Origin of the sequence: Capnocytophaga sp. H4358, from assembly GCF_002302515.1 — a bacterium.
Lineage (GTDB): Bacteria > Bacteroidota > Bacteroidia > Flavobacteriales > Flavobacteriaceae > Capnocytophaga > Capnocytophaga canis.
This window is the reverse complement of sequence record NZ_CP022380.1, coordinates 1,183,196-1,208,181: the sequence shown is the minus strand read 5'-3', so window position 1 is coordinate 1,208,181 and position 24,986 is coordinate 1,183,196. Positions and strand designations below refer to the sequence as shown.

General features: G+C 35.2%; 24 protein-coding genes and 2 tRNA genes. 23 read left to right on the top strand and 3 right to left on the bottom strand.

What is annotated here, in order from left to right; genetic code table 11:
* Window positions 1-203: 203 nt before the first annotated feature.
* Window positions 204-1,757, bottom strand: coding sequence for an O-antigen ligase family protein (locus CGC49_RS05195; protein ID WP_157909000.1), 1,554 nt, complete (start codon window positions 1,755-1,757; stop codon window positions 204-206).
* Between the two features lie 384 nt (window positions 1,758-2,141).
* Here CGC49_RS05195 and CGC49_RS05190 point away from each other — a divergent pair, with 384 nt between their 5' ends.
* From CGC49_RS05190 to CGC49_RS05160, 7 genes are all read left to right on the top strand, one after another.
* On the top strand, window positions 2,142-2,990 hold the full coding sequence (locus tag CGC49_RS05190) for a mechanosensitive ion channel family protein (protein WP_095912025.1): 849 nt from the start codon (window positions 2,142-2,144) through the stop codon (window positions 2,988-2,990).
* A gap of 177 nt (window positions 2,991-3,167) precedes the next feature.
* Window positions 3,168-4,190: a UDP-glucose 4-epimerase GalE gene (galE, locus tag CGC49_RS05185; protein WP_042006809.1), complete on the top strand. Its 1,023-nt coding sequence runs from the start codon at window positions 3,168-3,170 to the stop codon at window positions 4,188-4,190.
* 291 nt (window positions 4,191-4,481) lie between these two features.
* The gene (locus tag CGC49_RS05180; protein WP_042343096.1) at window positions 4,482-5,438 is read left to right on the top strand and encodes a type IX secretion system membrane protein PorP/SprF; all 957 of its coding nucleotides are present in this window, start codon (window positions 4,482-4,484) and stop codon (window positions 5,436-5,438) included.
* A gap of 4 nt (window positions 5,439-5,442) precedes the next feature.
* Window positions 5,443-5,805 (top strand): dihydroneopterin aldolase, encoded by a 363-nt coding sequence (gene folB, locus CGC49_RS05175; RefSeq protein ID WP_042343064.1) that lies wholly within the window; start codon window positions 5,443-5,445, stop codon window positions 5,803-5,805.
* Window positions 5,806-5,845: 40 nt separating this feature from the next.
* A tRNA-Cys gene (locus tag CGC49_RS05170) sits at window positions 5,846-5,916 on the top strand.
* A 47-nt stretch (window positions 5,917-5,963) separates the two neighbouring features.
* Entirely contained in the window at window positions 5,964-6,344 is a 381-nt protein-coding gene (locus CGC49_RS05165) for a hypothetical protein (protein WP_042006804.1), read from the top strand.
* 298 nt (window positions 6,345-6,642) lie between these two features.
* Window positions 6,643-7,905: a hypothetical protein gene (locus tag CGC49_RS05160; protein WP_095912024.1), complete on the top strand. Its 1,263-nt coding sequence runs from the start codon at window positions 6,643-6,645 to the stop codon at window positions 7,903-7,905.
* 167 nt (window positions 7,906-8,072) lie between these two features.
* Here CGC49_RS05160 and CGC49_RS05155 read toward each other — a convergent pair whose 3' ends face one another.
* On the bottom strand, window positions 8,073-9,701 hold the full coding sequence (locus CGC49_RS05155; RefSeq protein ID WP_095912023.1) for an acyl-CoA carboxylase subunit beta: 1,629 nt from the start codon (window positions 9,699-9,701) through the stop codon (window positions 8,073-8,075).
* Between the two features lie 164 nt (window positions 9,702-9,865).
* Between CGC49_RS05155 and CGC49_RS05150 the strand changes: the two genes are divergently transcribed.
* From CGC49_RS05150 to pdxA, 4 genes are all read left to right on the top strand, one after another.
* Window positions 9,866-11,551: a glutamine--tRNA ligase/YqeY domain fusion protein gene (locus CGC49_RS05150; RefSeq protein WP_095912022.1), complete on the top strand. Its 1,686-nt coding sequence runs from the start codon at window positions 9,866-9,868 to the stop codon at window positions 11,549-11,551.
* 130 nt (window positions 11,552-11,681) lie between these two features.
* On the top strand, window positions 11,682-12,980 hold the full coding sequence (locus CGC49_RS05145; protein ID WP_095912021.1) for an erythromycin esterase family protein: 1,299 nt from the start codon (window positions 11,682-11,684) through the stop codon (window positions 12,978-12,980).
* On the top strand, window positions 12,977-13,207 hold the full coding sequence (locus CGC49_RS05140) for a hypothetical protein (RefSeq protein WP_095912020.1): 231 nt from the start codon (window positions 12,977-12,979) through the stop codon (window positions 13,205-13,207). Before CGC49_RS05145 ends, CGC49_RS05140 begins: the two co-directional genes overlap by 4 nt.
* Window positions 13,208-13,363: 156 nt before the next feature.
* Entirely contained in the window at window positions 13,364-14,413 is a 1,050-nt protein-coding gene (gene pdxA, locus CGC49_RS05135; protein ID WP_095893606.1) for a 4-hydroxythreonine-4-phosphate dehydrogenase PdxA, read from the top strand.
* 117 nt (window positions 14,414-14,530) lie between these two features.
* Here pdxA and CGC49_RS05130 read toward each other — a convergent pair whose 3' ends face one another.
* Entirely contained in the window at window positions 14,531-14,986 is a 456-nt protein-coding gene (locus CGC49_RS05130) for a hypothetical protein (RefSeq protein WP_095912019.1), read from the bottom strand.
* 461 nt (window positions 14,987-15,447) lie between these two features.
* On the opposite strand from CGC49_RS05130, the gene atpB reads away from it, so the two are divergent.
* The 12 genes from atpB (at window position 15,448) to CGC49_RS05070 (ending at window position 24,921) form a co-directional block, all read left to right on the top strand.
* A complete protein-coding gene (atpB, locus tag CGC49_RS05125; protein WP_042006782.1) occupies window positions 15,448-16,524 on the top strand; it encodes a F0F1 ATP synthase subunit A in 1,077 nt (358 codons plus the stop codon).
* Between the two features lie 79 nt (window positions 16,525-16,603).
* Complete coding sequence (gene atpE, locus CGC49_RS05120; RefSeq protein WP_042347689.1) at window positions 16,604-16,804, top strand: ATP synthase F0 subunit C; 201 nt, start codon at window positions 16,604-16,606, stop codon at window positions 16,802-16,804.
* A 90-nt stretch (window positions 16,805-16,894) separates the two neighbouring features.
* Window positions 16,895-17,386 carry a F0F1 ATP synthase subunit B gene (locus CGC49_RS05115; RefSeq protein ID WP_042008542.1) on the top strand — a complete coding sequence of 164 codons (492 nt, stop codon included), beginning with the start codon at window positions 16,895-16,897 and terminating at the stop codon, window positions 17,384-17,386.
* A 6-nt stretch (window positions 17,387-17,392) separates the two neighbouring features.
* Window positions 17,393-17,941 (top strand): ATP synthase F1 subunit delta, encoded by a 549-nt coding sequence (gene atpH, locus CGC49_RS05110; protein ID WP_095912018.1) that lies wholly within the window; start codon window positions 17,393-17,395, stop codon window positions 17,939-17,941.
* Window positions 17,942-17,994: 53 nt separating this feature from the next.
* Window positions 17,995-19,263, top strand: a complete 1,269-nt coding sequence (locus tag CGC49_RS05105; RefSeq protein WP_095912017.1) for a C10 family peptidase — start codon at window positions 17,995-17,997, stop codon at window positions 19,261-19,263.
* 2 nt (window positions 19,264-19,265) lie between these two features.
* Window positions 19,266-19,772 (top strand): hypothetical protein, encoded by a 507-nt coding sequence (locus tag CGC49_RS05100; protein ID WP_042008536.1) that lies wholly within the window; start codon window positions 19,266-19,268, stop codon window positions 19,770-19,772.
* 44 nt (window positions 19,773-19,816) lie between these two features.
* The gene (gene atpA / locus CGC49_RS05095; RefSeq protein WP_095912016.1) at window positions 19,817-21,397 is read left to right on the top strand and encodes a F0F1 ATP synthase subunit alpha; all 1,581 of its coding nucleotides are present in this window, start codon (window positions 19,817-19,819) and stop codon (window positions 21,395-21,397) included.
* Window positions 21,398-21,485: 88 nt separating this feature from the next.
* The gene (locus CGC49_RS05090) at window positions 21,486-21,890 is read left to right on the top strand and encodes a hypothetical protein (protein ID WP_095912015.1); all 405 of its coding nucleotides are present in this window, start codon (window positions 21,486-21,488) and stop codon (window positions 21,888-21,890) included.
* Between the two features lie 39 nt (window positions 21,891-21,929).
* Window positions 21,930-22,784 carry an ATP synthase F1 subunit gamma gene (gene atpG, locus CGC49_RS05085; RefSeq protein WP_095912014.1) on the top strand — a complete coding sequence of 285 codons (855 nt, stop codon included), beginning with the start codon at window positions 21,930-21,932 and terminating at the stop codon, window positions 22,782-22,784.
* A gap of 125 nt (window positions 22,785-22,909) precedes the next feature.
* Window positions 22,910-22,983: transfer RNA gene (locus CGC49_RS05080), tRNA-Asp, on the top strand.
* A 332-nt stretch (window positions 22,984-23,315) separates the two neighbouring features.
* On the top strand, window positions 23,316-24,164 hold the full coding sequence (locus tag CGC49_RS05075) for a metallophosphoesterase (protein WP_095912697.1): 849 nt from the start codon (window positions 23,316-23,318) through the stop codon (window positions 24,162-24,164).
* Between the two features lie 76 nt (window positions 24,165-24,240).
* Window positions 24,241-24,921 carry a hypothetical protein gene (locus CGC49_RS05070; protein WP_095912696.1) on the top strand — a complete coding sequence of 227 codons (681 nt, stop codon included), beginning with the start codon at window positions 24,241-24,243 and terminating at the stop codon, window positions 24,919-24,921.
* The last annotated feature ends 65 nt before the right edge of the window (window positions 24,922-24,986 follow it).

Sequence of the window (24,986 nt, the reverse complement as noted above, 5' to 3'; positions counted from 1 at the left end):
TTTTTCTTTTCACTGATTTTGCCGTATAAGGAAACAACCTAACAGTTCGACTGTCTATTTTCATTCATCCCAAATGAAAATATAAATCCTTCCTTATGTTATGTGTCTTTGATTAGTTCGTTTTGAAATCCACTACAAAGTTCTTTCGAAAATTTTAAAAAGTCAATATTGTTTTTTCGAAAAGTTTTTATTAATTTCGCATTTCATTGATTTAATAGCGTTTTCATTTCTTCTTGCATTTCAAAAATCGCCATAGAAGGTATTTTTATAGGTTTTTGCAATAAAATATTAGCTTGTTGTTTTGCTTTTTCCAAATCGCCTTTCTCTTCATACATTTTCGCTAACAGATAAACGGGATAAAATCGGTTTGGGGTCATATAACCTACTTGTTTGTAATGCTTTTCTGCTTTGTCATAGTTTTTTAGCATTTTATAATTATCCCCCAATGCAATTTGAATAACCGTGTTGTTTAAATATTTTTCTGATTGATGTAAAATCACTATTGACTGCTCAAATTGCTCAGCTACACTCAATGTTTTTCCATAATGCATTAAAAACTCTCCTTCTGTTTTCAGATATGGGTAGGCTTTTTCAAAATGAACAATGCTTTCTTCAAAATCATTTGAGAAAAAGTTGTTTAATCCCTTTTTCCAATGTGAATATCCTAAATGTAAACGATGTATGTTGTTGATTTGAAGATAAATAAACCCTAATAGAAAAATCGTCGTTATCGCTCGTAAGGTTTTACTTAAACTCACTTTCAGTAAAATATCCTTTTGAAAAGAGCAAAAAACAATTCCTAAAACGCCTATAATCTTTAATGGGAGTATCTGTAATGGATATGAAAAACAAGCAAATACAAGCAAAACAATCAAAATTGCAAACCCTATTTTTGTGATTATATCTTGTCTATTTTTCACCAATAAAATCAACAGAAATAAGAATGAAAACAATCCGATGAACCCTTGTTCTATGGTGAATTGCAGAAAATCATTAAACGCATAGACCACATTGTCAGATAGTATAATTTCGTTTTGATTTTCATTTTGAGAAAAGTACGCCGCTTGGTAATTCATATAATGCGTTTTAAAAGCGTCTAATCCAACACCAGTTAGCGGGTAATCTTTAACAATTTCAGAGCTCACTTTCCATACTAAAAGTCTTCCGTCAGCTGAACTTCTTCGCAATGAATAGAAGAAAAACAAAAATATTACAACCCCCAAAGCAATACTAAAATACAACCATTTTTTAGCAAATGAAGAAATTTTACTTTTCAAATGAACGAACAACAAAAAGGTCATTCCAATTAAAACAGCAAACCACGACGCTCTTGATTTTAATAAAATCAATAAAACCGCATTGAGAGAAAAAATTAGTAAACTTCCGTAAAAAAGCGTGTGAGTTATTCTTTTCTTAGATTTTATTTCACTAAAACAAGGATAAAAATGTTTTCTATACAAAAAAATAGCAAATGACAGCACACAACCAATAGCAATTAAACCTGAAAAAGGGGCAGGATTGAAAAAATTTCCAGTGATAGAAAAATCAGCGTGAAACGATTTAAAAATACTGAAATATTGACCAAAACCATAAAGCGTATTTATAAAAATAGCTAATGACAAACCTAAAATGATCCAAAGAATTATTTTTTGATTTTTTAAAAATAAACGCAGGAAAACATACCAAAGAAACAACGAAAGCAAATCATAAAAACGAAGTGAAAAAGAGATGTTATCTCTGAAAATAGTGTTTATCAAAATGTAAAAAAATAACAAGTAAACTTCTATATCTATGCTTGTTATCTGTGTTTGTTTATTTTTTAGTAATTTCCATAAAATGTAAAAGGTTAATCCTATTGATAAAACATTAAAAATTAAGGTTTTATAAAAGAATGTAGTGTTTTGATAGTCATCAAAATTCAATATGGTAACACAAGTAAATAAAACCATTATAAAAATCCCTGAGAAGAGATGTTTTTGCACACTTTTCATCGAAATACGTATTAAAAACTTCATACAAAAATACAAAATAAATAATCTGTTCAAAAGTAAAAAACACAAAAAAATCCCCATTCTTATTACAGAAATCCTCAATTTTTACTACTTTTGTAAACTGAAAAATACACACTAAACTAACAAACAATGGAACACTTCACAGCACAAGATTTTGAAAAATTACTAAAAGAATGGATTACCAGTTTAATTGATTTCATCCCTACGTTGATAGGAGCAATTGTCTTTTTTATTGTTGGAAAATACGCTATAAGACTAATAATGAAGCTACTAAAACGGGTGATGGAACGTAGAGAATTGGACTCCTCCCTTCAAATTTTCCTTACCCAGTTAGTGCGTTGGGTGTCGTATATTGCTTTGTTTCTCATTATAATACAAATAATAGGAATCCCAGCCACACAGTTTTTTGCTATTCTGGCGAGTGCGGGGGTTGCTATTGGTTTAGCACTACAAGGTTCTTTGTCAAATTTCGCGGGGGGAATCATGATTCTGATTTTGAAACCTTTTCGCATAGGGGATAACATTGAAGCCAAAAATGAACGAGGCACTGTAAAAAGTATAGGACTTTTCTATACAACGCTTAATAAATTTAATAATGAAGAAGTTATTATTCCCAATGGACCTTTGTTTGGCGATAGCATTATCAATTTCAGTCGAGAGGACAAACGACGTGTAAAGGTAATGGTAGGTATTGGATATGATTCTGATTTACAAAAAGCTAAGAAAATTTTGCTAAACATAGCTTCCCAAGACAAACGTGCATTTGACACCCCAGCTCCCGTAGTTTTTGTGGAGGAACTGGCTGATAGCTCTGTGAATATCTCTCTACGATACTGGTGTAATAACGATGATTATTGGAACTGTTACTTTGAAACAATCGAACAAATTAAGCTCCGCTTTGATGAAGAAGGTATCGAAATTCCGTTCCCACAACGAGTCTTAAATATCAGAAACGAAGGGAATGGTCAAAATCTATAATTTTTCGGCGTAAAATTTCTAAAAAAACTGTACCTTTGTTGAACGTTTGTAAAGTGATTCGAAATCAGGGAACAATCTGAGGAAGCGGACATATTAGCTACTACGTGTAATACGGTAGAAATAATTAGGAATTCTATAAGAACAGAAGAATATAAACATAAAAAATGTAAAAAATATATGAAAATCGTAGTAACAGGCGGACTTGGATTCATCGGTTCGCATACAGTTGTAGAGTTGCAAAATTCGGGTTTTGAAGTGGTTATTATTGATAATTTATCAAATTCATCGGAAGACGTACTTCCACGAATCGTAAATATCACAGGTAAAAAGCCTATTTTTGAAAAATTTGACCTACGAGATAAAAACGCTGTGATTGATTTCTTTAAGCGTCATCAAGATGTGTCTGGGATGATTCACTTTGCAGCATCCAAGGCGGTGGGCGAAAGTGTTGAAAATCCGTTGTTGTACTATGAAAACAATTTGAGTACGCTTGTGTATTTACTACAAGAGTTAACCAAACTCAAAAAAGCACATTTCATATTCAGTTCATCTTGTACCGTTTACGGTCAAGCTGATGAGCTTCCGATTACTGAAAATGCCCCTGTAAAAAAAGCAGAATCACCTTACGGGAACACCAAACAAATTGGAGAAGAAATCATTTCCGACACATGCAAAGTTACCCCAAATCTACACGCTATTTCGTTGCGTTATTTCAACCCCATAGGAGCTCACCCATCAGCTGAAATAGGAGAACTACCTATTGGTGTGCCACAAAACTTAGTTCCTTTTATTACACAAACAGGTATTGGCCTTCGTGAAAAACTATCTGTTTTTGGTGACGATTATCCAACTCCAGATGGTACTTGCATACGCGATTACATCCACGTGGTAGACTTAGCAAAAGCTCACGTGGTGGCTCTACAACGCTTGTTGGAAGGCAAAAACACTGAAAATTACGAAGTTTTCAACGTTGGAACAGGAACAGGAAGCAGCGTTTTGGAAGTAATCAATAGTTTTGAGCGAGTTTCAGGCGAGAAACTGAATTATCAAATCGTGGGCAGACGTGCAGGTGATATCACCGCTGCTTACGCCAATACCGATAAGGCAAACAATATATTAGGCTGGAAATCAAAATCTACATTAGACGAAGCTATGGCTTCTGCTTGGAAATGGGAAAAGAAAGTTAGAGGAAAAGAATAAAATCCTTTTAAATAAAAAATAGAAAAAAATAGGAAAAGGAGCCTCTTTTCCTATTTTTTAGTTTAAATAATTGACAATCAATATTTTAATACATAATTTTATTCTAACATAAAACCTTTTTAAAATGTTAAAATAGAGATGATATGTTAAATATATGCATTAAAATGAAAAAAAAATAGGATAAGAAAAAAAAAGTAAAGATATTTGTCCAAAATTCTAATTTCTATAATTAGAAACACATCCCTATCTTAAGTTATATGGATGCAATTGTATTTTAAATTTTTATCAGCAATGAAAAAAATCCTATTATTTGTTTTTATGGTTATTGCTACGGGAGGGAAAATCCTTTCACAGGAGTTGCACCTGCCTCAAATGAACCAATATTTAGCAGACAGTGAGTTTTTAGTTACATCAACCTATGCAGGGATTGGCGACTTTATTAAGTTGCGTTTCAGTGGTGTTTCTCAATGGGTAGGAGTAAAAAATGCACCTGATTATCAATCGCTTTCTGGAGATCTTCGTATTGGAGAGCGAAGCGGAGCAGGTTTAATTCTCTATAACGACAAAAACGGGAATACACGCCAAATGGGAGCAAAAGGGAGTTTTGCTCATCACCTAACATTGGATCGCTACGAGAATCATTTCATTTCATTTGGTATATCCTATGCCTTGAACTCTTTCCGCATTGATATTGACAAGTTTGATACAACAAGTGGTATCGACCCGTCGGTAACAAATAATCGTTCACGAATCAATCACAACTTTGACGTTGGGGTCTTATATCGTTACAAAGGGTGGTTTGCAAGTTTGAATGCATTGAATATCTTAAACAAAGATGTTGATATTTTTGCTACCAATGAACCAAAAGGATTGCGTAACTACACAGTTTACGCAGGATATTTGTATAAAATGGAAAGAAATGGCTCTTTTGAAATCGAGCCATCAACGTTCATTCAATACTATGAAAGTGACGGACGTTCATCAACCGATTTGAATCTCAAACTTCGTTGGAGAAATATGGAAGACTACTATTGGGTGGGTGCGAACTATCGTTTCTTGAATGATCAGATTCTGGCTCCTCTCAACGTAGGACCTATGGCAGGTTTAAAAAGAGGATATTTCTATTTCGCTTATTCTTACCAAGTGACTTTAAATGAGTTAATTAAATATAATTCTGGGACGCATGTATTGACCATTGGTCTTGACTTATTCCAAGGAATTAGTAACTGTAAGTGTACGCATCGATAAACCAATGGGACAAATCATATTAAAAAACATTCGTGTTTTTGCTAATCATGGTTGTTTAACCGAAGAAGGCTTAATAGGAAGTGATTACCGGGTGGATTTGAAAGTATCCTTAAACTTACAAAAGTCAATAGAAAGTGATGAACTTGCAGACACGATAAACTATGTTAGGTTGAACAGCATAGTTATGGAAGAAATGGCAATTCGTTCGAAGCTTTTGGAACATGTAGCTGGGCGAATTTCAGATAGAATTTTTTTAGAACTTGCTGATTCAAAAAAAATTACATTAAAAATATCAAAACTAAACCCTCCTATTGGAGGCGATGTTGAATCGGTTAGCATAAAAATAAAACGCAAAAGAGTTTGCTAATATTAATAAAAAGTTTTATATTTGCAACCTAAAATTTAATGGCATCGTGGCCGAGTGGCTAGGCAGAGGTCTGCAAAACCTTGTACAGCGGTTCGAATCCGCTCGATGCCTCTTAGTTTAAACAATAAATATTTAATCAATAATAAAATTTATAAAAGATGACAAACGTATTAGACAAATTCATTCAGGATATGAAAAACAACGTTCCTGGATTTATAGCTGTATCTGTTACAGAGGTAAGATCTGGAGTTTCTTACGGAGCTGAAACTGTTAATCCTAATTTTGATCCAACGTTGGCTTCTGCTTATAACCTTGAGGTAGTAAAAGCAAAACAAAACGCTCTTCAAGTTTTAGGTTTAACTCCAAAAGAAAGAATTGAGGACATTTTGATTACTTTAACCGATCAGATTCATATCATTGACATCTCAGCAAGTGGAGCTTACTTTATTTACTTAGCTGTTGATTCAACAAGAGCGAATCTTGGTCTAACGAGAGCTTTATTATCTAAATACAAAAAAGATTTAGCTGCGATTTTCTAAGAAAAAATCATACCATAAAAAAGAGGTTATTCGAACGAGTAACCTCTTTTTTTGTTTTAAAAGTTAATCGAAAATTTGGGTCTGATATGTTTTGAAATAATTTTAAACCTTGAAAGAATCATGAAAATCAACATCTTCGTGAGATAAAAGGTTTGATACAGATACCAAAAATAATAACTATCCGAAACTTTAATAAACCTAAATTCTCACTTAAATTTTGCACAGAAAGATTGGTTAGATTTAAAAAAAAACGTACCTTTACGTGCAAATTTCAAAGAGATAACATAAAATCATAGTGATGAAGACAAAGGATATTTTTATTGCTCTAGTAGTTTTATTTTCAGTGAATTCTTATGCTCAATTACTGAAACATACTTTTGACGAAAAAGGAGAAACTTACATTCAAGCGGGTGTTAGAGGTCAATTTTGGGGAAGGTATGTGGCTACCAATCCTGGTACAACTATCAATAAAGAACCAGTCAGCGAAACTTTTGATTTTTCAGTACGACGCTATCGTATTTCTTTCCAAGCACAAATCAAGAAGAATCTGTTTTTTTACATGCAATTAGGCAATAACAACATCAATCAGAAGACCATTCGTTCAAGCGATGTAAGGCTTTTAGATATGTTGGGAGAGTACACTTTTAGTAATAAATTCAAACTCGGAGTAGGAAAACTATCTTTCACTGGAGCTGGACGCTTTGTCGATATTGCAAATGGATCAATGCTGAACTTAGACCCCTCGGTACATCAGTTATTTACGCTGAATCAATTGGACGACACGGGGCGCAATATTGGGATGTATGCAAAAGGGCAATTAGGTAAGTTTGATTATAATGTGTCAATTCATTCAATGGCAATTCCTACCGATGCCCAAGTTACAGATTTTAATTATTCACGGAAATATACAAGTTTGGGTTATTCTACCTACGTGAAATATGAATTTCTTGAAGACGAAAGTAACAGAACTCCTTACAGTGGAGGTGTGGGGACATATATCGGAAAGAAAAAAATACTAAACATTGGGGTTGGATATGGTTATAAATCCAAAATGTTTGAAAGAACTGTAGGAGCCAATAAAACATATGATGATCATCGGAATTTAGGTATCGACTTCTTTATGGATATGCCGATTTCAGCAAAAAATAATGCTATTACTGCCTATTTGGGTTATAATAATCTCTTTTTTGGAGAGGATTATGTTCGAAATATAGGTGTGAACAGTATTTTTGACTCTTCTGGGACCTCATTTAATGGCGGAGGCAATGCTTTTCCTGTGATTGGAACAGGAAATACTCTATTACTTCAATTAGGATATTTACTGTCAAAGTCTGAGAAAAATAACACTCGTTATCAACCTTATTTTGGATGGAAATTAGCTGATTTTGAAGGTCTTAATCAAAGTGTGAATTCTTATGCTTTAGGTCTTAATGTTTATTTTAACGGACATAGAAGTAAATTAACATTTGGTTACCACAATCGTCCTATATTCGATGCTACCACCAAAAAAGTGGATTCCCGAAAGGGAACTTATGTCATTCAGTATCAAATAGAAATTTAATTAAAATATTGAGAAATAGTATTGTAAAGATAATATGGTGTAAAATCGAAGATTTTGGACAGAATCTGATACAAGCTATTGTGTTGAAAACTGCTAAGAATTATTTATCAAAATATTTTTAGCAGTTTTTTTGTTTACTATTGCTTGTGCGGGTTTGTCATCTTTTCTCAAACTTGTAAGACCCCCAAGCTAAAAGACTTTTCAATAGGAGCATGATTAGCGGCTTCAATACCCATTGAAATCCATTTTCGGGTTTCCAAAGGGTCAATAATGGCATCTGTCCACAAGCGAGCTGCGGCGTAGTAGGGAGAAATCTGTTCGTCGTATTTTGATTTTATTTGGTTAAACAACTCTTCTTCTTTTTCTTTAGAAATCTCTTCGCCTTTCTTTTTCAGGGATGCTGTTTCAATTTGTAAAAGTACTTTGGCAGCTTGAGCTCCACCCATTACGGCAATATTTCCACTTGGCCATGAGACAATAAACCGTGGGTCATACGCCTTGCCACACATCGCATAATTTCCTGCACCATACGAATTTCCGATAACTATTGTAAACTTAGGTACTACCGAATTTCCCACCGCATTTACCATTTTAGCACCGTCTTTGATAATTCCACCGTGTTCGGATTTTGAACCTACCATAAAGCCTGTGACATCTTGTAAAAATAACAAAGGGATTTTCTTCTGATTGCAATTAGCGATAAATCGCGTAGCCTTGTCGGCACTGTCCGAATAGATAACTCCTCCGAATTGTAATTCACCTTTTTTGTTTTTTACTACCTTACGTTGATTAGCAACAATACCCACAGCCCAGCCATCAATACGGGCATAACCCGTTATGAGCGTTTGTCCATAACCCTCTTTGTATTCGTCAAATTCTGAATTGTCCACTAAACGTAGGATAATTTCCTTCATGTCGAATTGTTCAGTGCGTGAAATGGGTAAGATTCCGTAGATTTCTTTCGGATCTTTGAGTGGCTTTTGTGGTGTTTCACGGTTGAATCCTGCTTTTTCGTAATCGCCTATTTTCGACATTGTTCGCTTTACTCGATCCAAAGCATCTTTATCGTCCTTAGCCTTATAGTCGGTAACACCGCTTATTTCGCAGTGCGTAGTTGCTCCACCAAGAGTTTCATTATCAATATCTTCTCCTATGGCAGCTTTTACTAAATAGCTTCCTGCTAAAAAGATACTTCCCGTTTTATCCACGATCATAGCTTCATCGCTCATTATTGGCAGATAGGCTCCACCCGCCACACAACTTCCCATCACAACAGCGATTTGGGTGATTCCCATACTGCTCATTACCGCATTATTACGAAAAATGCGTCCAAAGTGTTCCTTATCAGGAAAAATTTCGTCTTGCATTGGCAAATACACTCCCGCACTATCCACCAAATAGATGATAGGCAATCGGTTTTCGATGGCTATTTCCTGAGCTCGTAGGTTTTTCTTTCCAGTGATTGGAAACCATGCTCCAGCCTTTACAGAAGCATCATTAGCTACCACAACACATTGTTTCCCAGAAACATATCCAACAACTACGATCACACCTCCAGAAGGACAACCTCCGTGCTCAACATACATTCCCTCACCAACAAATGCTCCGATTTCAATAAAATCACGGTCTTTATCCAGCAAATAGTCGATGCGTTCACGAGCCGAGAGCTTACCTTGATCGTGTAACCGTTGGATACTTTTCTCTCCGCCTCCTTTTCTGACTTTGGCTAATCGTTTGTGTAAATCACTTACTGACAGTTTATTAAAATCTTCGTTTTTGTTGAATTGAATATCCATATTCTATTCTTTTGAAATAGTGTTTGTTCTTAAATATTGCTTTTTCGTTGCGTTTTTAACGCTTTTCAAATGTCTAAATTTCGGCTAAAATACGAAGAAAGTTTTAAATGACTATATAAGCAATCAAAAAATCCTTATTTTTGCATTTTAAAATTTGAAGTACGATGTCAGAAGAACAAAAATCAAATAATTTTATTGAAAATATTATTGAAGAAGATTTAGCAAATGGATTTTCTTCCAGCAAGTTGCGTTTTCGTTTCCCACCAGAGCCTAATGGCTATTTGCACATTGGTCACGCTAGTTCAATATGTTTGAATTTCGGGTTGGGGTTGCGTTATCAATCGCCTGTAAATCTGCGGTTTGACGATACCAATCCGTCTAAAGAAGAACAAGAATATGTTGATGCCATCAAACGCGATGTGGAATGGCTCGGATTTGAGTGGGACAGAGAGTGTTACGCTTCCGATTACTTCCAAGAACTGTACGATTGGGCGGTGCAGCTCATCAAACAAGGAAAAGCCTATGTAGATGGACAAACTTCCGAGGAAATCGCCAAACAAAAAGGAACGCCTACCCAAGCGGGTACTGAAAGTCCGTATCGAAATACTTCCGTTGAGGAAAATTTGCAACTTTTCGAGCGAATGAAAAACGGCGAATTTGAAAACGGAAAATATGTGCTTCGTGCCAAAATCGATATGGCGTCGCCTAATATGTTGATGCGTGACCCGATCATCTACCGAATTATGCATTCAAGTCACCATCGTACTGGAAATCAGTGGTGTATCTACCCTATGTACGACTGGGCTCACGGCGAAAGCGATTATTTGGAGCAAATTTCGCACTCGATTTGTACGCTTGAATTTTTACCACACCGCGAATTGTACGACTGGTTTTTAGACCAAATTATTGACAAAGACAAAGTCCGCCCCAAACAGCGTGAGTTTGCTCGTCGGAACCTATCGCATACCGTTGTGAGCAAACGAAAATTGTTGCAATTGGTCAACGAAAAACACGTTTCAGGTTGGGACGACCCGCGTATGCCTACCATATCAGGTTTACGTAGAAGGGGTTACACACCCGAGTCTATCCGAAAATTTGCTGACACTATCGGAATTGCCAAACGCGAAAACTTGATAGATGTTTCATTATTAGAGTTTTGTATCCGTGAGGATTTGAACAAAAAAGCCAATCGCGTAATGGCAGTGCTTGACCCTATTAAAGTGGTGATTACCAATTATCCCGAAGGAAAAGAAGAATGGTTAGATGCTGAAAATAATCCCGAAGAAGAGGTATTAACCTTCCGAAAAGTGCCTTTTTCGAGAGAAATTTATATCGAAAGAGAAGATTTCAGAGAAGAAGCCAATAACAAATTTTTCCGATTGAAATTAGGCGGTGAAGTTCGCTTAAAAAATGCGTATATCATTAAGGCAGAAAGTGTTGTAAAAGATGAAAACGGAAATATTACCGAAATTCATTGTACATATGACCCCGATAGCCGTAGCGGAAGCGGTACGGAGGCGAGTAAACGCAAAGTGAAAGGTACATTGCATTGGGTATCAGTTCCTCACGCATTGGAGGCGGAGGCACGTATTTACGACCGTTTGTTCACCGTTGCCGAGCCTGACCGTCAAGAAAAAGACTTTTTGGAATACGTAAATCCTGATTCACTTAAAGTGACGACCGCTTACGTGGAACCGAGTTTGAAAGATGCCAAAGTGGGCGAGGGCTTCCAATTCCAACGATTGGGCTATTTCAGTCTCGACCCTGATTCAACCGCTCAAAAATTGGTTTTCAATAAAACCGTTGGGCTAAAAGATACTTGGGCTAAGGTTGAAAATGCTGACATATAATAAAATGAGATAAAAAAGCTGTCTTCAGAAGTTGTAAGGCAGCTTTTTTGGTTTTCAATATCTTTCTGTTAATAGAATTACTCATGATGGCTGTCATTTTGAATTGAAATGTTAATCTAAAAAATAAAAAATGAAAAGAATACTGTCGTTTATCACTCTCGTGTTTTTTGTAACTGCTTCTGCACAAGTACAGACCATTTCAAAATCGGATTATGAAAAAGCCGATTTTACAAACGTAACAACCCTGCAAAACGATTTAAAAAACGTTCGTATTGTAGGGCTTGGTGAATCGAGCCACTATATGGGTGAAACCTATGTGTCTAAAATTAAAATGGTAAAATATCTGCATCAACATTGCGGATTTGACGTAATAGCTATAGAATCACCTTTATATGATTTGAGAAAGTATTATAACGAAACGGTTAAAACCAATCAAGTTAAAACACCTTGGCATTTCACAGAAATTTCCGGTGTTTGGATAACTGATGATATGTACGAGCTTTTTGACTATATTTTAGAAACTCAAAAAACAGACAGACCGCTGATTTACACGGGATTTGATGAGAAATTATTTTACAAATTTGATTATAAACTCAACGATGATTACAATGAGTTTCTCGAAAAACTAAATGCCGAAACGGATTCAAACATCAAAACGGATTCATTGTTTAATAAAGCATTGAATTTTACGGCTGAGAAATGTTATTACTTTGCCAAAGTTCCTCCAAAAGACACACTTGTTCTTCACAATACATTTAATGAAGTAAAGAAAGCTTTGAATAAATTAGAAACCAAAAACGGCTACTATTATTTTTGGGAACGGATGACCGAAAACATAAAGTCGCTATACAGAACTAATTACAAAGGACTATCCCATAGAGATAAACAGATGGCTGAAAATGTGAGTTACTTAGCCAATTACGAATTTCCTGATAAAAAGATTATTTTGTGGGCGGCTTCCATACATCTGATGGATAATATTACCAAAATCAATCAATATGATGAAAAGAGATTTGCAAAGGACTATACTATGGGGCATTTTCTTCGGGAAAAATTCAAAGACCAATACTATGTAATAGGTTTTGTACCTGCCACAGGCATAACCGGTTTTAAAGGATATTTAGGATTAGGAAAATTAAGGGCTAAAGCTAAAAAAGGAAGTATAGAGCGACATATTTTGGATAATTACAACCCTGATTATGCTTTTATTTCACTACGGAATGAACCTTCCCGAAAGGAAATAACAGAAAACAATATTAAAAAATCAAATCTTTTAGGATTGACTCCCTATGAAATGGATATGCTTTCTGTGGTCGATGCATTTTTTTATCTAAAAGAAGAACATTTGGTATCTTTCGAAAAACGAAAAGCGTATTTTAAAAAAGAACGCGAGGATTTGGAAAGAACAGCTGATACCTCAAACAAATGATTTATAAAATTATCTTTTCATTAGTTGTAAGTGTTTCGGTATGTAGTATTTTTACCGTTCTGTTCTACCAATTTTTGCTGTGGTTAAACCCTCCTTATGTAATTGTTGATGGTCAGATACGTTACACAATGCCTTTAGGAACAGTTATTTTTTCTCTGTTGTTTGGTGTAATAGTAGCGATTGTTACCTTTATACTTTGTCTGTGGAAACTAAAAAGACAGAATTGAGTAGATATTTTGAAAGTAGTTAATTTATTTGTAATTTTGGAGACTTAACGAGATGGTAGCGCAGCGTAAAGCTATAATTACCACTGCTTTAACATAGGAAAAGTGATGTTGAAGACAAAAATAACAAATCTAAAAAATATTTTACATAAGACATAAATGAAAGATGAATTAGTTAGAGTAGGTATTTCCATAGGAGATATCAATGGTATTGGAATGGAAGTGATCTTAAAAACTTTTGAAGATCCAAAGATTTTGGAATTATGCACACCTATCATTTTCGGTTCCAATAAAACGGTTTCATTTCAGCGAAAACATTTTGAGTTAAATACCAATTTTCAAGGTATAGACAAGATTGAAGATGCCATTGTAGGGAAGCTCAATGTGTTAAATTGTTGGAAGGATTCCCCCAGCATTGCTTTTGGACAAGTGACAGAAGAAGCTGGAAAGTATGCTTTTTTATCGCTAAAAAGGGCTGTTGAAGCTCTCAAAAAAGGTGATGTAGATGTGTTGGTAACGGCTCCTATCAACAAAAATAACATTCAGTCTGAGGAATTTACATTTCCTGGACATACTGATTATTTAGCCAAAGAACTTAACGGAAAGAGTTTGATGTTCATGGTCAGCGAAGACCTTAAGGTAGGACTTTTCACAGACCATGTTCCGTTAAAAGAGGTTAGCTCACACATTACCGAAAGCCTTATTTTTGAGAAAATCAAAGCGATGAACGAATCGTTGCGTAAAGATTTTCGTTTACATCGACCGAAAATTGCGGTTTTAGGACTCAATCCGCACTGTGGTGACAATGGAGTCATAGGTAACGAAGACGATGAAGTGATTCGACCTGCCCTGAAAAAATTGTTTGAACAAGGAATATTGGTTTTTGGGCCTTTTTCAGCCGATAGCTTTTTCGCTACTCAAAACTATCGCAATTACGATGCAGTCATAGCTCCTTATCACGATCAAGGATTGATTCCTTTCAAAACACTTTCATTCGGAAGTGGCGTAAACTATACAGCAGGATTGAGTAGGGTACGCACCTCTCCCGATCATGGTACAGCTTATGAAATTGCAGGAAAAGGTATAGCCGATGCGGATTCGTTCCGACAAGCTGTTTTTACAGCGATCGATATTTTCAAAAATAGGATTGAGTACGATGAATTAAATCACAATCCGCTGAAAATAAATGACCTGGAGGCTGAAAAATAGGTATTCTCATTTTTGGGAACAAACTGAAAAGACACGACTGAGCCGTGCCTTTTCAGTTTTTCAAGCCTACCATAATAAAAAAGAACCGAGATAACATTTTTTACGGGGTTTAACTTTTTATTTTACTAAAAAATCGTTTTCAATTTTTACGCCATCGACTCTTATTTCTTTCACTTCAGCAACTGGGCAACATCCATTGCGGCTGACCATAGCTCCTTCTACTTCTATTTTGTACGTTCTTGAAGCGTTTTTGAGATAAAGGATTTCTTTTTTTCCCGTATAAACATCATTTATACGATCAAGATGAGTTCCTACTGAAAGGTAATTTTCCTGCAACAAAGGGGAAACCTCTGCTACTGGGTATTCTTTTTTTACGTTACCGTTCATGCGGTATAAAGAAACATTTTTTGTGTCAAACTTACCTTCTGAGTCCAAAAACTCTTTGTAGGAATCGGAACTTTTGTTTATATATAAATTAAAAATAGGAGGAGGAGAGCAACAAAGTTTCACGTCTTTTTCTTTGCTACAAGCCAATGCTCCCAGAAGTACACTTAAAAATAAAAACTTTTTCATAATATGATATTTTAGTGAATATTTACTGGATAATGTTTAAAATCAAAAATAGCACACAGACTTAGGTTCCGTCTTCTTCCAATTTTCAGAAATAATAGCATAGTTCAAAAAAATAAAAGCGAAAGTTTTAGTAATTTGAAAAAAAACTAAAATTCTGAGTTTTTATGGTTTACATGACACCTAAGAGACTACGAATTTTCAGTTACAAAGGTATTGAAATAAGATGAAGAAATCAAGCAAAAAAATATTTTTAGACAAAATGTTTTTTCCTGCTGGTGTGAGTTTTAGAAATTAAGATAAAAATTTATAAAGACAAAAATAAACTTGATTATCAGTGTTTTATAAAAAAATATAAATTGGACTAAAAAAAAATACTCCAAAAATTTTCTTAATTCCGATTGAAAATGTAAATTTGCCCAAATAAGGAAAAATACAAATTTTATATTTTTTACAAAATAATAATGGTAGCTAAAAACATAATTCAGAAATTCGTTTTATTTTTGTTATTTTTCATTCCGTTTCAGGGATTTTCTTCTGATGCCAATAAAGACAAGGAAGAGGCTTTTGACCCTGTTTCGATGATTATGCACCACATCAGTAACTCGCATGAGTTTCACATTACCGACTTTCAAGGAAAATCTATTTCAATGCCACTTCCTGTAATTCTTTGGACGGATAACGGATTGGTGACTTTTATGTCAAGTGAGTTTCACCATGACAATGATGGAAAGGTAGTGGTTGAGAAGAAGGGAATGAAGTTTGCTCGTTTTCATGAAGTAATTCACTACACAAACCCTGATGGAAGCCTTTCTTTTGACAAAGACGGACATGTGACTAATACTCGTCCGTTGAACTTCTCAATAACGAAAAACGTTTTTTCAATGATTTTAGTGTCGATTTTGTTGTTAGCAATCTTTATTCCAATGGCAAAATCTTACAAAAAGAATCCAAAAGCACCTAAAGGAATGGCAGGTTTCTTAGAGCCGTTGGTATTGTTTGTACGCGATGATATTGCTATTCCACAGATAGGAGAAGAAAAGTATGCTCGTTACATGCCTTATCTTTTGACGATTTTCTTCTTGATTTGGTTCGGAAACCTTTTCGGATTGATTCCGTTTTTCCCATTCGCTAGTACATTGACCAACGATATTTTGTTCACAGGATTTTTAGCGATTATAACATTTTTTGTAACTGTCTTTAGTAGTAACAAAAACTATTGGAAACATATTTTTGCGACTCCAGGAGTGCCGTTTTGGTTATTGCCAATTATGATCCCGGTAGAAATTTTGGGTATGTTTACTAAGCCTTTTGCTTTGATGGTGCGTTTGTTTGCGAATATTACTGCAGGACACATCATTATCTTGAGTTTGATTTCTTTGATATTCATCTTTAAAACAGTATGGGTGTCTCCAGTGTCAATTGCTTTTGCTTTGTTCATTAACGTACTTGAATTGTTGGTAGCAGCTTTACAGGCCTATGTGTTTACTTTGCTATCAGCTTTGTTTATTGGACAAGCCGTGGAAGAACACCATCACTAATATCAAAAAGGCATATCGCAAATATTTGAAATTTAAATATTTAATTATAATTTTTTATTAACACTTAATTTTTTTTATTATGGTTTTAGGAGGAATTGGAGCTGCTATCGCAGCATTGGCAGCAGGTTTCGGCATCGGTAAAATTGGAGCAGCCGCAATGGAAGGTATTGCTCGTCAGCCGGAAGCAGCTTCAAAAATTCAAACTGCAATGATTATTGCAGCGGCACTTATCGAGGGTGTTGCCCTTTTCGCCGTGGTTGTTGCGTTAATCGCAAAATAATTAAGTTAAAATCATCTTACAGCGGTTGGCTGTAAGGTGGTTTTTTCGTAAAAAAGAAAAGTCGAATCATATTTAAATATATTTAGAACAATGAATTTTACAAATCCTGAAAGTTTTCTGTTTTGGGGAACGTTGATTTTTGGAGTTTTACTTTTTTTATTAGCAAAATTTGCTTGGAAACCGATTCTTTCAGCGGTTAAACAGCGCGAAGAGTCTATTAATAATGCTTTGGAAGCAGCAGAGGAGGCACGTAAGCAAATGGCAGATTTGAAAGCTGATAACGAGCGTTTGTTAGCAGAAGCAAAAGCAGAGCGAGATGCTATGTTAAAAGAAGCGAAAGAGTTAAAAGACAAAATCGTTGCTGAAGCTAAAGAAGAGGCTCAAAAAGAAGGACAAAAATTGATTGACCAAGCAAAACAAGCTATTGATAATGAGAAAAAAGTAGCAGTTGCTCAATTGAAAGATAAGGTTGCTTCGTTGTCAATTGAAATAGCTCAAAAAGTCATCAAAAACGAGCTTTCTGACAAGGAGAAGCAAACCACTCTGATTAATGAATATTTGAAAGGAGCTACTTTAAACTAATAAAATATGTACGGATTCAGAGCAGCTAACAGATATGCTAAGGCACTTTTGGAATATGCCCTACAGCGAAACGCTGTGGAGAGTGTTTTCCGTGACATGTCTTTAGTTCATAAAACGATAGAAGCAAATAAAGAGTTGGACAATCTTTTGGTTTCACCCATCGTAAAGACTGTGGTTAAGAAAAATGTATTGGATAAAGTGTTTGTAGGAGTTTCACCAGAGGTACAACGCTTATTCACCTTGCTTATCGAAAATCGACGATTGCCCATCTTGAAGCAAATCGCTGAGAAATTCGTTATTCATTATAATTCATATAAAAATAACGAAACTGCTGAGGTAATCACAGCGGTTCCTCTTACGGAAGAGATGAAAAAACAAGTGTTACAAAAGGTAGAAAGTTTGAAACAAAGCCGAAATATTACCTTAGTGAATAAGGTAGATGAGAGTATCATAGGGGGATTTATATTGCGTATTGGCGATATTCAATACAACGCCAGTGTAGCTTTCAAACTCAATAAATTACGACAAGAGTTCCAAGAAAAGTTATTCGTTTAGTGATTACTATTATTCTAATGATAAAAGTTTAATTAACCAAATATTTTTAAGTCATGAGAAAGATAAATACCTTATTAGTTTCCATAATTATTTTGCTATTTATTGGTTGTAGCCAAGATAGTAATAAAGATTTAGGTTATTTAGAGGTAGAAAACATTGAAGACATCAGAAGACTTAACAATTTGAACTATGTAGATATAGAAGAAATTAAGGGGTTGGCTGATAGTATTTTTACAACGACTAAGACAATGTTTTCAAAAAAAGGTATTAAAAATCAAGTTCGGAACATTTCTCCTATTAAAACTAAAAAAAATCAGCCGTCAATTTATATAGTTAATTATGAAAATGGAGGGTTTCTTATTATGCCAGCAGATAAACGTGCTTTTCCGATATTAGCCTATTCAAATGATAATAATTTTGATTTAAATACTAAGGAAATTCCTCCGTTTTTAATAGAATGGTTGCAGAATCAAAACAGTTATATTGCTGATTTACAACAAGGAAAGATAAAAGATAGTGTTGATTTTTCTAAACATTGGAATGCTAATTTTATAGAAAATTATATAGCAGGTGTAAAACAATCTAAATTAACAGCAAGAGGAACTTACGGAAATAGTCCTGAATTAATTTATAGAAATGGTCCGTTGACAATAACCGAATGGGGACAAGGAGAAGGATATAATAATATGGCACCAAATCTTAATTGTTTATCTCAAAGTAATGGAAGAGCTTTAACAGGTTGTGTAGCAACTGCTATGGCTCAGATTATGAAATTTCATAATCATCCAAATTCATATAATTGGTCTATAATGCCTAATAAGAAGAATGGTAATTCAAACACAAATTCAGGTGGTTTTAATGAGATTTCAAAATTGATGAGGGATGCGGGTAATTCTGTGAATATGAATTATGGCTGTGAGAACTCTGGAGCTATAACATCACATGTAGCAAATGCTCTTAAATCTTCTTTTAGTTATAAATCAGCTATATATACAGAACATGATATCCTGTCCAAAATTGAGAATGAAATTAAAAATGGATATCCTGTTATTTTAAGAGGAGGAGAAGAATTTATTTTTAATGGACAATCTATATATACAGGGGGTCACGCATGGGTATGTGATGGATATCAAGAAGTTATGATTGAAATATGTATAAAAGTTGGTCGCTGGGGCTATGACTGTCATGATAAAATCGTACCTTCATACTATATGAATTTTGGCTGGGATGGACTTTGGAATGGGTGGTATTTATCTCCCTTTAAAGGAGATTATGGAACCTTTGATTACAAAAATGGAATAATTTATAATATACGAAAATAGCTATGAGAAAGAGTTTATTTATTATTATCATGGGAGCATTGTTTTTTTCTTGTAACAAAAATAATGAAAAAATAAACAATGAGGAAAATAGTGAAGTAGGTTGTTGTAAACACTTAAGTAGTAGTGCCTCCTTTTCTGTTGTAGATAATCAAGGGAATGATTTACTAAGTCCTTTTAATGAGAAATTTGACCCTAAAAATATTAAAATATATTACAAGGATAAAAACAATAAATTAGAACTGTTCGACAGACCAAATTTAGCTGAACCTAAGGGCTTTACATTCATAGCCCCAGAAAAAGAGGGTCAGAAGTATCTGATAAACGTGTTTATAAATTCTTTATATATCGAAGATAAAATTTCTCATACAGTTATTGACTTGGGGTATAAAAAATACGAAATCAAATCCGAATTCTCTGTAACCACAAACGCTATCGTATTACAAAAAATATACGTGGATAATAAATTGATGAATTTTCAAAACAATAGGATAGTTACTATTGTTGAGTAGTTATTACAAATAAAGATTTATAAATAAAAAAATATAAACTAAAAATGGCAGAAATAAAAGCGGCTGAAATTTCAGCAATTTTAAAAGAGCAATTAGCTAATTTTGATGCCACAGCTTCTTTGGAAGAAGTGGGGACGGTGTTACAAGTGGGAGACGGTATCGCTCGTATTTTTGGTCTGTCGAATGCGCAATACGGAGAATTGGTAAGGTTCGACAACGGACTTAAAGGTATCGTTTTGAACTTGGAAGAAGATAACGTAGGTATTACTTTATTAGGACCTTCAACAGATATCAAGGAGGGAGATACAGTTAAAAGAACTGGATTGATTGCTTCCATCAATGTAGGGGAAGGTATTGTAGGTCGTGTGGTAAACACTTTGGGTCAGCCAATTGACGGGAAAGGCCCTATCACAGGTCAGTTATACGAGATGCCATTGGAACGTAAAGCACCGGGGGTTATCTTCCGTCAGCCAGTAAATGAGCCGTTGCAAACAGGTATCAAATCCGTAGACGCCATGATTCCTATTGGTCGTGGTCAGCGTGAGTTAGTTATTGGAGACCGTCAAACAGGAAAAACAACGGTTTGTATTGATACCATTCTTAACCAAAAAGAATTTTATGATGCAGGAAAACCTGTGTACTGTATATATGTAGCTATTGGGCAAAAAGCATCGACCGTAGCTGCAATTGCTAAAACATTAGAAGATAATGGAGCTTTGGCTTATACCACTATCGTAGCGGCAAATGCTTCTGATCCAGCACCAATGCAGGTATATGCGCCATTTGCAGGAGCTGCTATCGGGGAATATTTCCGTGACACGGGTCGTCCAGCTTTGATTATCTATGATGATTTGTCGAAACAAGCGGTGGCCTACCGTGAGGTGTCGTTATTGCTCAGAAGACCACCTGGACGTGAGGCTTACCCTGGGGACGTGTTCTACTTGCACTCTCGTTTGCTTGAGAGAGCAGCGAAAGTAATCGCTGACGATAGTATCGCTCGAAAAATGAACGATTTGCCGGATAGCATCAAGCATTTGGTAAAAGGAGGCGGATCGCTTACTGCTTTGCCAATCATTGAAACTCAGGCAGGTGACGTTTCGGCATATATTCCAACGAACGTAATTTCAATTACAGACGGACAGATTTTCTTGGAGTCTGATTTGTTTAACTCTGGTGTACGTCCAGCGATTAACGTAGGAATCTCGGTATCGCGTGTGGGAGGTTCCGCTCAGATTAAATCAATGAAAAAAGTTGCTGGAACATTGAAACTTGACCAAGCTCAATATCGTGAGTTAGAGGCGTTTGCTAAATTTGGTTCGGATTTGGACGCAGCAACAATGAACGTTATCGAAAAAGGTAAACGTAACGTGGAAATTCTAAAACAATCACAGAATGACCCATATACGGTTGAAAATCAAATTGCGATTATCTATGTAGGTTCTAAAAACTTGTTGCGTCAAGTGCCTGTAAATAAAGTGAAGGAATTTGAAAAAGAATATTTGGATTTCTTGAACTTGCAACATCGTGATGTTTTAGATGAGTTGAAAGCAGGTCAGTTCAATGATAAAATCACCGAAACTTTGGAGAAAGTAGCGAAGGAACTTTCTGAGAAATACGTAAAATAATCCTAAATTAAGATTCAATTCTTTGTCAAAAGTGTGAAATTTTGACAAAGAATTGAGAAATTCCTTTGTTTAATCTAAATTTTAAATTATGAAAAGTTTTTTTTGTTCTTTCGGATTTGGAGTATTATTTTTACTGGCTTGTGTGGGAAATAAAGATATTACACAGGAACAAGAGGAACAAATTATTAATAACTTATTTCTTGAAATTATACAGATAGCTTCAAATGAAAGTTGTGAAGATGGTTCTCAATGGGATTTTGCTCCTATAGGAAGCAAGGCTTGTGGAGGTCCAATGGGATATATAGCATATCCTAAAAACATTGATGTAGAGGCGTTTTTAAAGAAAGTAGCGAAATACACACAAAAACAAAGAGAATTTAATCAAAAATGGGGAATAGGAAGCGATTGCTCTATTCCTGCACGACCTAAATCGGTAGATTGTGAAGGAGGAAAACCTATTTTTCGGTATGATGTTACTTCTGTTAAACATTGAAATAGAAAATAAATTACAGCATTTTCAGAGAATAGAAAAATGGCAAATTTAAAAGAAATACGAAGTAGGATTTCATCGGTAAGTTCCACGATGCAAATTACTGGAGCGATGAAAATGGTGTCGGCAGCAAAACTCAAAAAGGCTCAAGATGCCATCATCGCGATGAAACCCTATGCTTATAAGCTAAAACAATTGTTGGAACAACTTAGTTCTGCTTTGGGTAACGACAGTATCTATAACGAACGTCCTCAAGTGGCTAAAAATATATTGATTGTTCCAATCACCTCTAATAGAGGTCTTTGCGGAGCTTTTAACTCTAATATTATCAAAAAATCATTAGAATTAGAAAGTACTGTTTATAAAAATCAAAAGGTGGAGTTTTACACCGTAGGAAAAAAAGGAAACGATGTTTTGAAAAAAACTGACAAAGTTTTCAGATATGAATCCCATATTTTTGATAACCTAAACTACGCGGATGCGGCTGAGTTGGCATCAGAATTGATGGAATTATATACATCAGGTCGATTTGATAAGGTTGTTTTGGTTTACAACAGTTTCAAAAATGCAGCCACACAGATTATTACAGAAGAAACATTCTTACCTATTCAGACTGTTGCAGAGGAACAAGAATCTTCAGTGGATTATATTTATGAGCCTTCCAAAGAAGAAATTGTTAAGGAATTGATTCCTCGTTCATTGAAAACGCAGGTGTTCAAGGCATTACGTGATTCGGTAGCTTCTGAACACGGAGCTCGAATGACAGCAATGCACAAAGCAACGGATAATGCGAGTGAACTTAGAAATCAATTGAAATTGACTTACAACAAAGCTCGTCAAGCAGCGATTACTGGCGAAATATTAGAAATCGTTGGAGGTGCAGAGGCTTTGAATTAGGAAAAAATTTAATATTTGAATTTGATTTTCAGCAACTTATAAATGAAGTTTAAAAAGAGTGCTAAAAAAAATATTTTTTCTTTGGAAAATATAAAGAAAATAGTATCTTTGCACTCGCAAAATGAGGTCTGGTAGTTCAGTTGGTTAGAATACCTGCCTGTCACGCAGGGGGTCGCGGGTTCGAGTCCCGTCCAGACCGCGAAATCAAAAGTGTTGCACATCTAAAAGCCTTTCTGTTAAGAAAGGCTTTTGTTTTTATCAAAGTTTTGATAATCATCTATCTGTATTAATTTACAGACTTTCGAATACAACTTTTTATGATAGCATGAGTAAGAGTCAAGAAAATCGTATCGATATTATAATTGATGTTTTTTGTTAATAATAATCTGGTACAGAGTTTTTTATGTCAAATAACTTTTGCTATATTTCTCTGAATAAATGTATAATTCTTGTAAACATTTCACTTTCTCTTTATGAGTCGTTTTACCGTTCAGTGAGAGAAATGAGTCGGAAGTGAATATATTCAAAAGCATGAAGTCACGAAAAATCATAAAAAAAATCATTTTCATACCAACGGTGATATGTCTTTTTTTGGTTCTATATGCTTGGCAAATAGAGCGTCATTGGGTAGAAGTTGTTTCAATGAAAATGCCTATTGAGCATTTACCAAAACATTTGGAGGGGAAAACCTTGATGCAAATTAGTGACCTCCATACGGGACGTTGGGTAAGTAACGATTATCTGATTTCAACTTTTGAAGAAATGAGAAAATATGATCCTGATTTTGTGGTTTATACAGGCGATTATGTCACTTATAAAAACAAAAAAGTACTGTACGACAAATTGGAAGAGGCTTTGCAACATTGCGTGAAGGGAAGATTAGGAACGATAGCTGTTTTAGGAAATCATGATTACGGAGTGAATTGGCGTGAGCCTAAAGTGGCAGATAGTATTGTTGAGTTGATGCGTTCACACCAAATCGTTGTTTTGAGAAATGAACGTATTCAAATTGAGGGATTGACCTTTATTGGATTAGACGATTTGTGGGCAGGTGAATTCAATGCGAGTAAGGCTTTTGAAAATTATGATGCAGCACAAGCTAATGTAGTTTTGAGTCACAATCCTGACACTTGTGATTTGGAGGTTTGGCAAAATTATCAAGGTTGGATTCTTTCGGGGCATACCCATGGAGGGCAGTGTAAACCTCCTTTTCTTACACCTCCCGTACTTCCCGTAAAAAATAAGGAATATGCGTCAGGAAAAATTGAATTATCCAATCAAAGAACGCTCTATGTCAACCGAGGAATAGGGCATTCCATTCCTGTTCGGTTTAATGTACGCCCTGAAATTACGATTTTTGAGCTGGAAAAGCGAAAATAGCAAGATTATTTGAAATTTCTGAAGACTTTTTTATTTTGAAAAAATGGGTTATATTTGCCACAAAATTGATATGATTATGAAGCAAATCGGTATTTTATTAGGTGTTTTATTCCTGTTTTCGTGCAAAAATAGTGTTGATGAAATCAAGGTTTCAGAAGAAGCTTTGTTAAATACACAACAAGTGGAGGCATTGTTACAAAGTAGCCAAAATTCATCTGTTTTTGATAAAAACTTAGGACTTCTGAATGCAACAGGTGCTTCTCAGTTACCTACCACAGGTTCTTCGGGAGTGACTTTGAATCCTCCGCATGGTGCACCTGGTCATCGTTGTGATATTCCAGTAGGAGCACCGTTACCAAATTCATCAAATATATCACAGAATATTAGCCAACACATTCCAGTTTCGGAAAACGAGGCTTTGCCACAAGTGTCGTCTGAGGGTTTTGCAGTTCCTCAGCCCGCCTCATTATCGGTGGATTCCCGAGGTGTGAAATTAAATCCACCGCATGGTGAACCAGATCATCGTTGTGACATTCCAGTGGGGGCTCCATTAGATTCCAAGCCAATGGGACAAGTGGTTAATCAACAAAATCAAAGTGTTGAACCTCAGGTTGCTCCTCAACAAATAGTTGTAGATCCTCAAAGCACACAGCAAAATGTAGGAGTTACTGCCGAAGGATTTTCAGGAAAACCTAATCCACCACATGGTGAACCAGGACATCGTTGTGACATTGCTGTCGGAGCAATTTTGCCATAGTTTATAACTGAGATGATTTTTCGAGAAAAATATTGTATTTATTTAATACACAATGTGTTGAAAAA

Bases quoted from the DNA above. Each gene is read 5' to 3' on its own strand.
- atpH (WP_095912018.1), top strand. From the start codon at position 17,393: ATGTACGGATTCAGAGCAGCTAACAGATATGCTAAGGCACTTTTGGAA.
- CGC49_RS05150 (WP_095912022.1), top strand. From the start codon at position 9,866: ATGTCAGAAGAACAAAAATCAAATAATTTTATTGAAAATATTATTGAA.
- CGC49_RS05180 (WP_042343096.1), top strand. From the start codon at position 4,482: ATGAAAAAAATCCTATTATTTGTTTTTATGGTTATTGCTACGGGAGGG.
- CGC49_RS05090 (WP_095912015.1), top strand. From the start codon at position 21,486: ATGAAAAGTTTTTTTTGTTCTTTCGGATTTGGAGTATTATTTTTACTG.
- CGC49_RS05155 (WP_095912023.1), bottom strand. From the start codon at position 9,701: ATGGATATTCAATTCAACAAAAACGAAGATTTTAATAAACTGTCAGTA.
- CGC49_RS05145 (WP_095912021.1), top strand. From the start codon at position 11,682: ATGAAAAGAATACTGTCGTTTATCACTCTCGTGTTTTTTGTAACTGCT.
- CGC49_RS05100 (WP_042008536.1), top strand. From the start codon at position 19,266: ATGAGAAAGAGTTTATTTATTATTATCATGGGAGCATTGTTTTTTTCT.
- CGC49_RS05075 (WP_095912697.1), top strand. From the start codon at position 23,316: ATGAAGTCACGAAAAATCATAAAAAAAATCATTTTCATACCAACGGTG.
- atpG (WP_095912014.1), top strand. From the start codon at position 21,930: ATGGCAAATTTAAAAGAAATACGAAGTAGGATTTCATCGGTAAGTTCC.
- CGC49_RS05130 (WP_095912019.1), bottom strand. From the start codon at position 14,986: ATGAAAAAGTTTTTATTTTTAAGTGTACTTCTGGGAGCATTGGCTTGT.
- CGC49_RS05140 (WP_095912020.1), top strand. From the start codon at position 12,977: ATGATTTATAAAATTATCTTTTCATTAGTTGTAAGTGTTTCGGTATGT.
- atpA (WP_095912016.1), top strand. From the start codon at position 19,817: ATGGCAGAAATAAAAGCGGCTGAAATTTCAGCAATTTTAAAAGAGCAA.
- CGC49_RS05190 (WP_095912025.1), top strand. From the start codon at position 2,142: ATGGAACACTTCACAGCACAAGATTTTGAAAAATTACTAAAAGAATGG.
- CGC49_RS05165 (WP_042006804.1), top strand. From the start codon at position 5,964: ATGACAAACGTATTAGACAAATTCATTCAGGATATGAAAAACAACGTT.
- folB (WP_042343064.1), top strand. From the start codon at position 5,443: ATGGGACAAATCATATTAAAAAACATTCGTGTTTTTGCTAATCATGGT.
- atpE (WP_042347689.1), top strand. From the start codon at position 16,604: ATGGTTTTAGGAGGAATTGGAGCTGCTATCGCAGCATTGGCAGCAGGT.
- atpB (WP_042006782.1), top strand. From the start codon at position 15,448: ATGGTAGCTAAAAACATAATTCAGAAATTCGTTTTATTTTTGTTATTT.
- CGC49_RS05070 (WP_095912696.1), top strand. From the start codon at position 24,241: ATGAAGCAAATCGGTATTTTATTAGGTGTTTTATTCCTGTTTTCGTGC.
- CGC49_RS05105 (WP_095912017.1), top strand. From the start codon at position 17,995: ATGAGAAAGATAAATACCTTATTAGTTTCCATAATTATTTTGCTATTT.
- pdxA (WP_095893606.1), top strand. From the start codon at position 13,364: ATGAAAGATGAATTAGTTAGAGTAGGTATTTCCATAGGAGATATCAAT.
- CGC49_RS05115 (WP_042008542.1), top strand. From the start codon at position 16,895: ATGAATTTTACAAATCCTGAAAGTTTTCTGTTTTGGGGAACGTTGATT.
- CGC49_RS05160 (WP_095912024.1), top strand. From the start codon at position 6,643: ATGAAGACAAAGGATATTTTTATTGCTCTAGTAGTTTTATTTTCAGTG.
- galE (WP_042006809.1), top strand. From the start codon at position 3,168: ATGAAAATCGTAGTAACAGGCGGACTTGGATTCATCGGTTCGCATACA.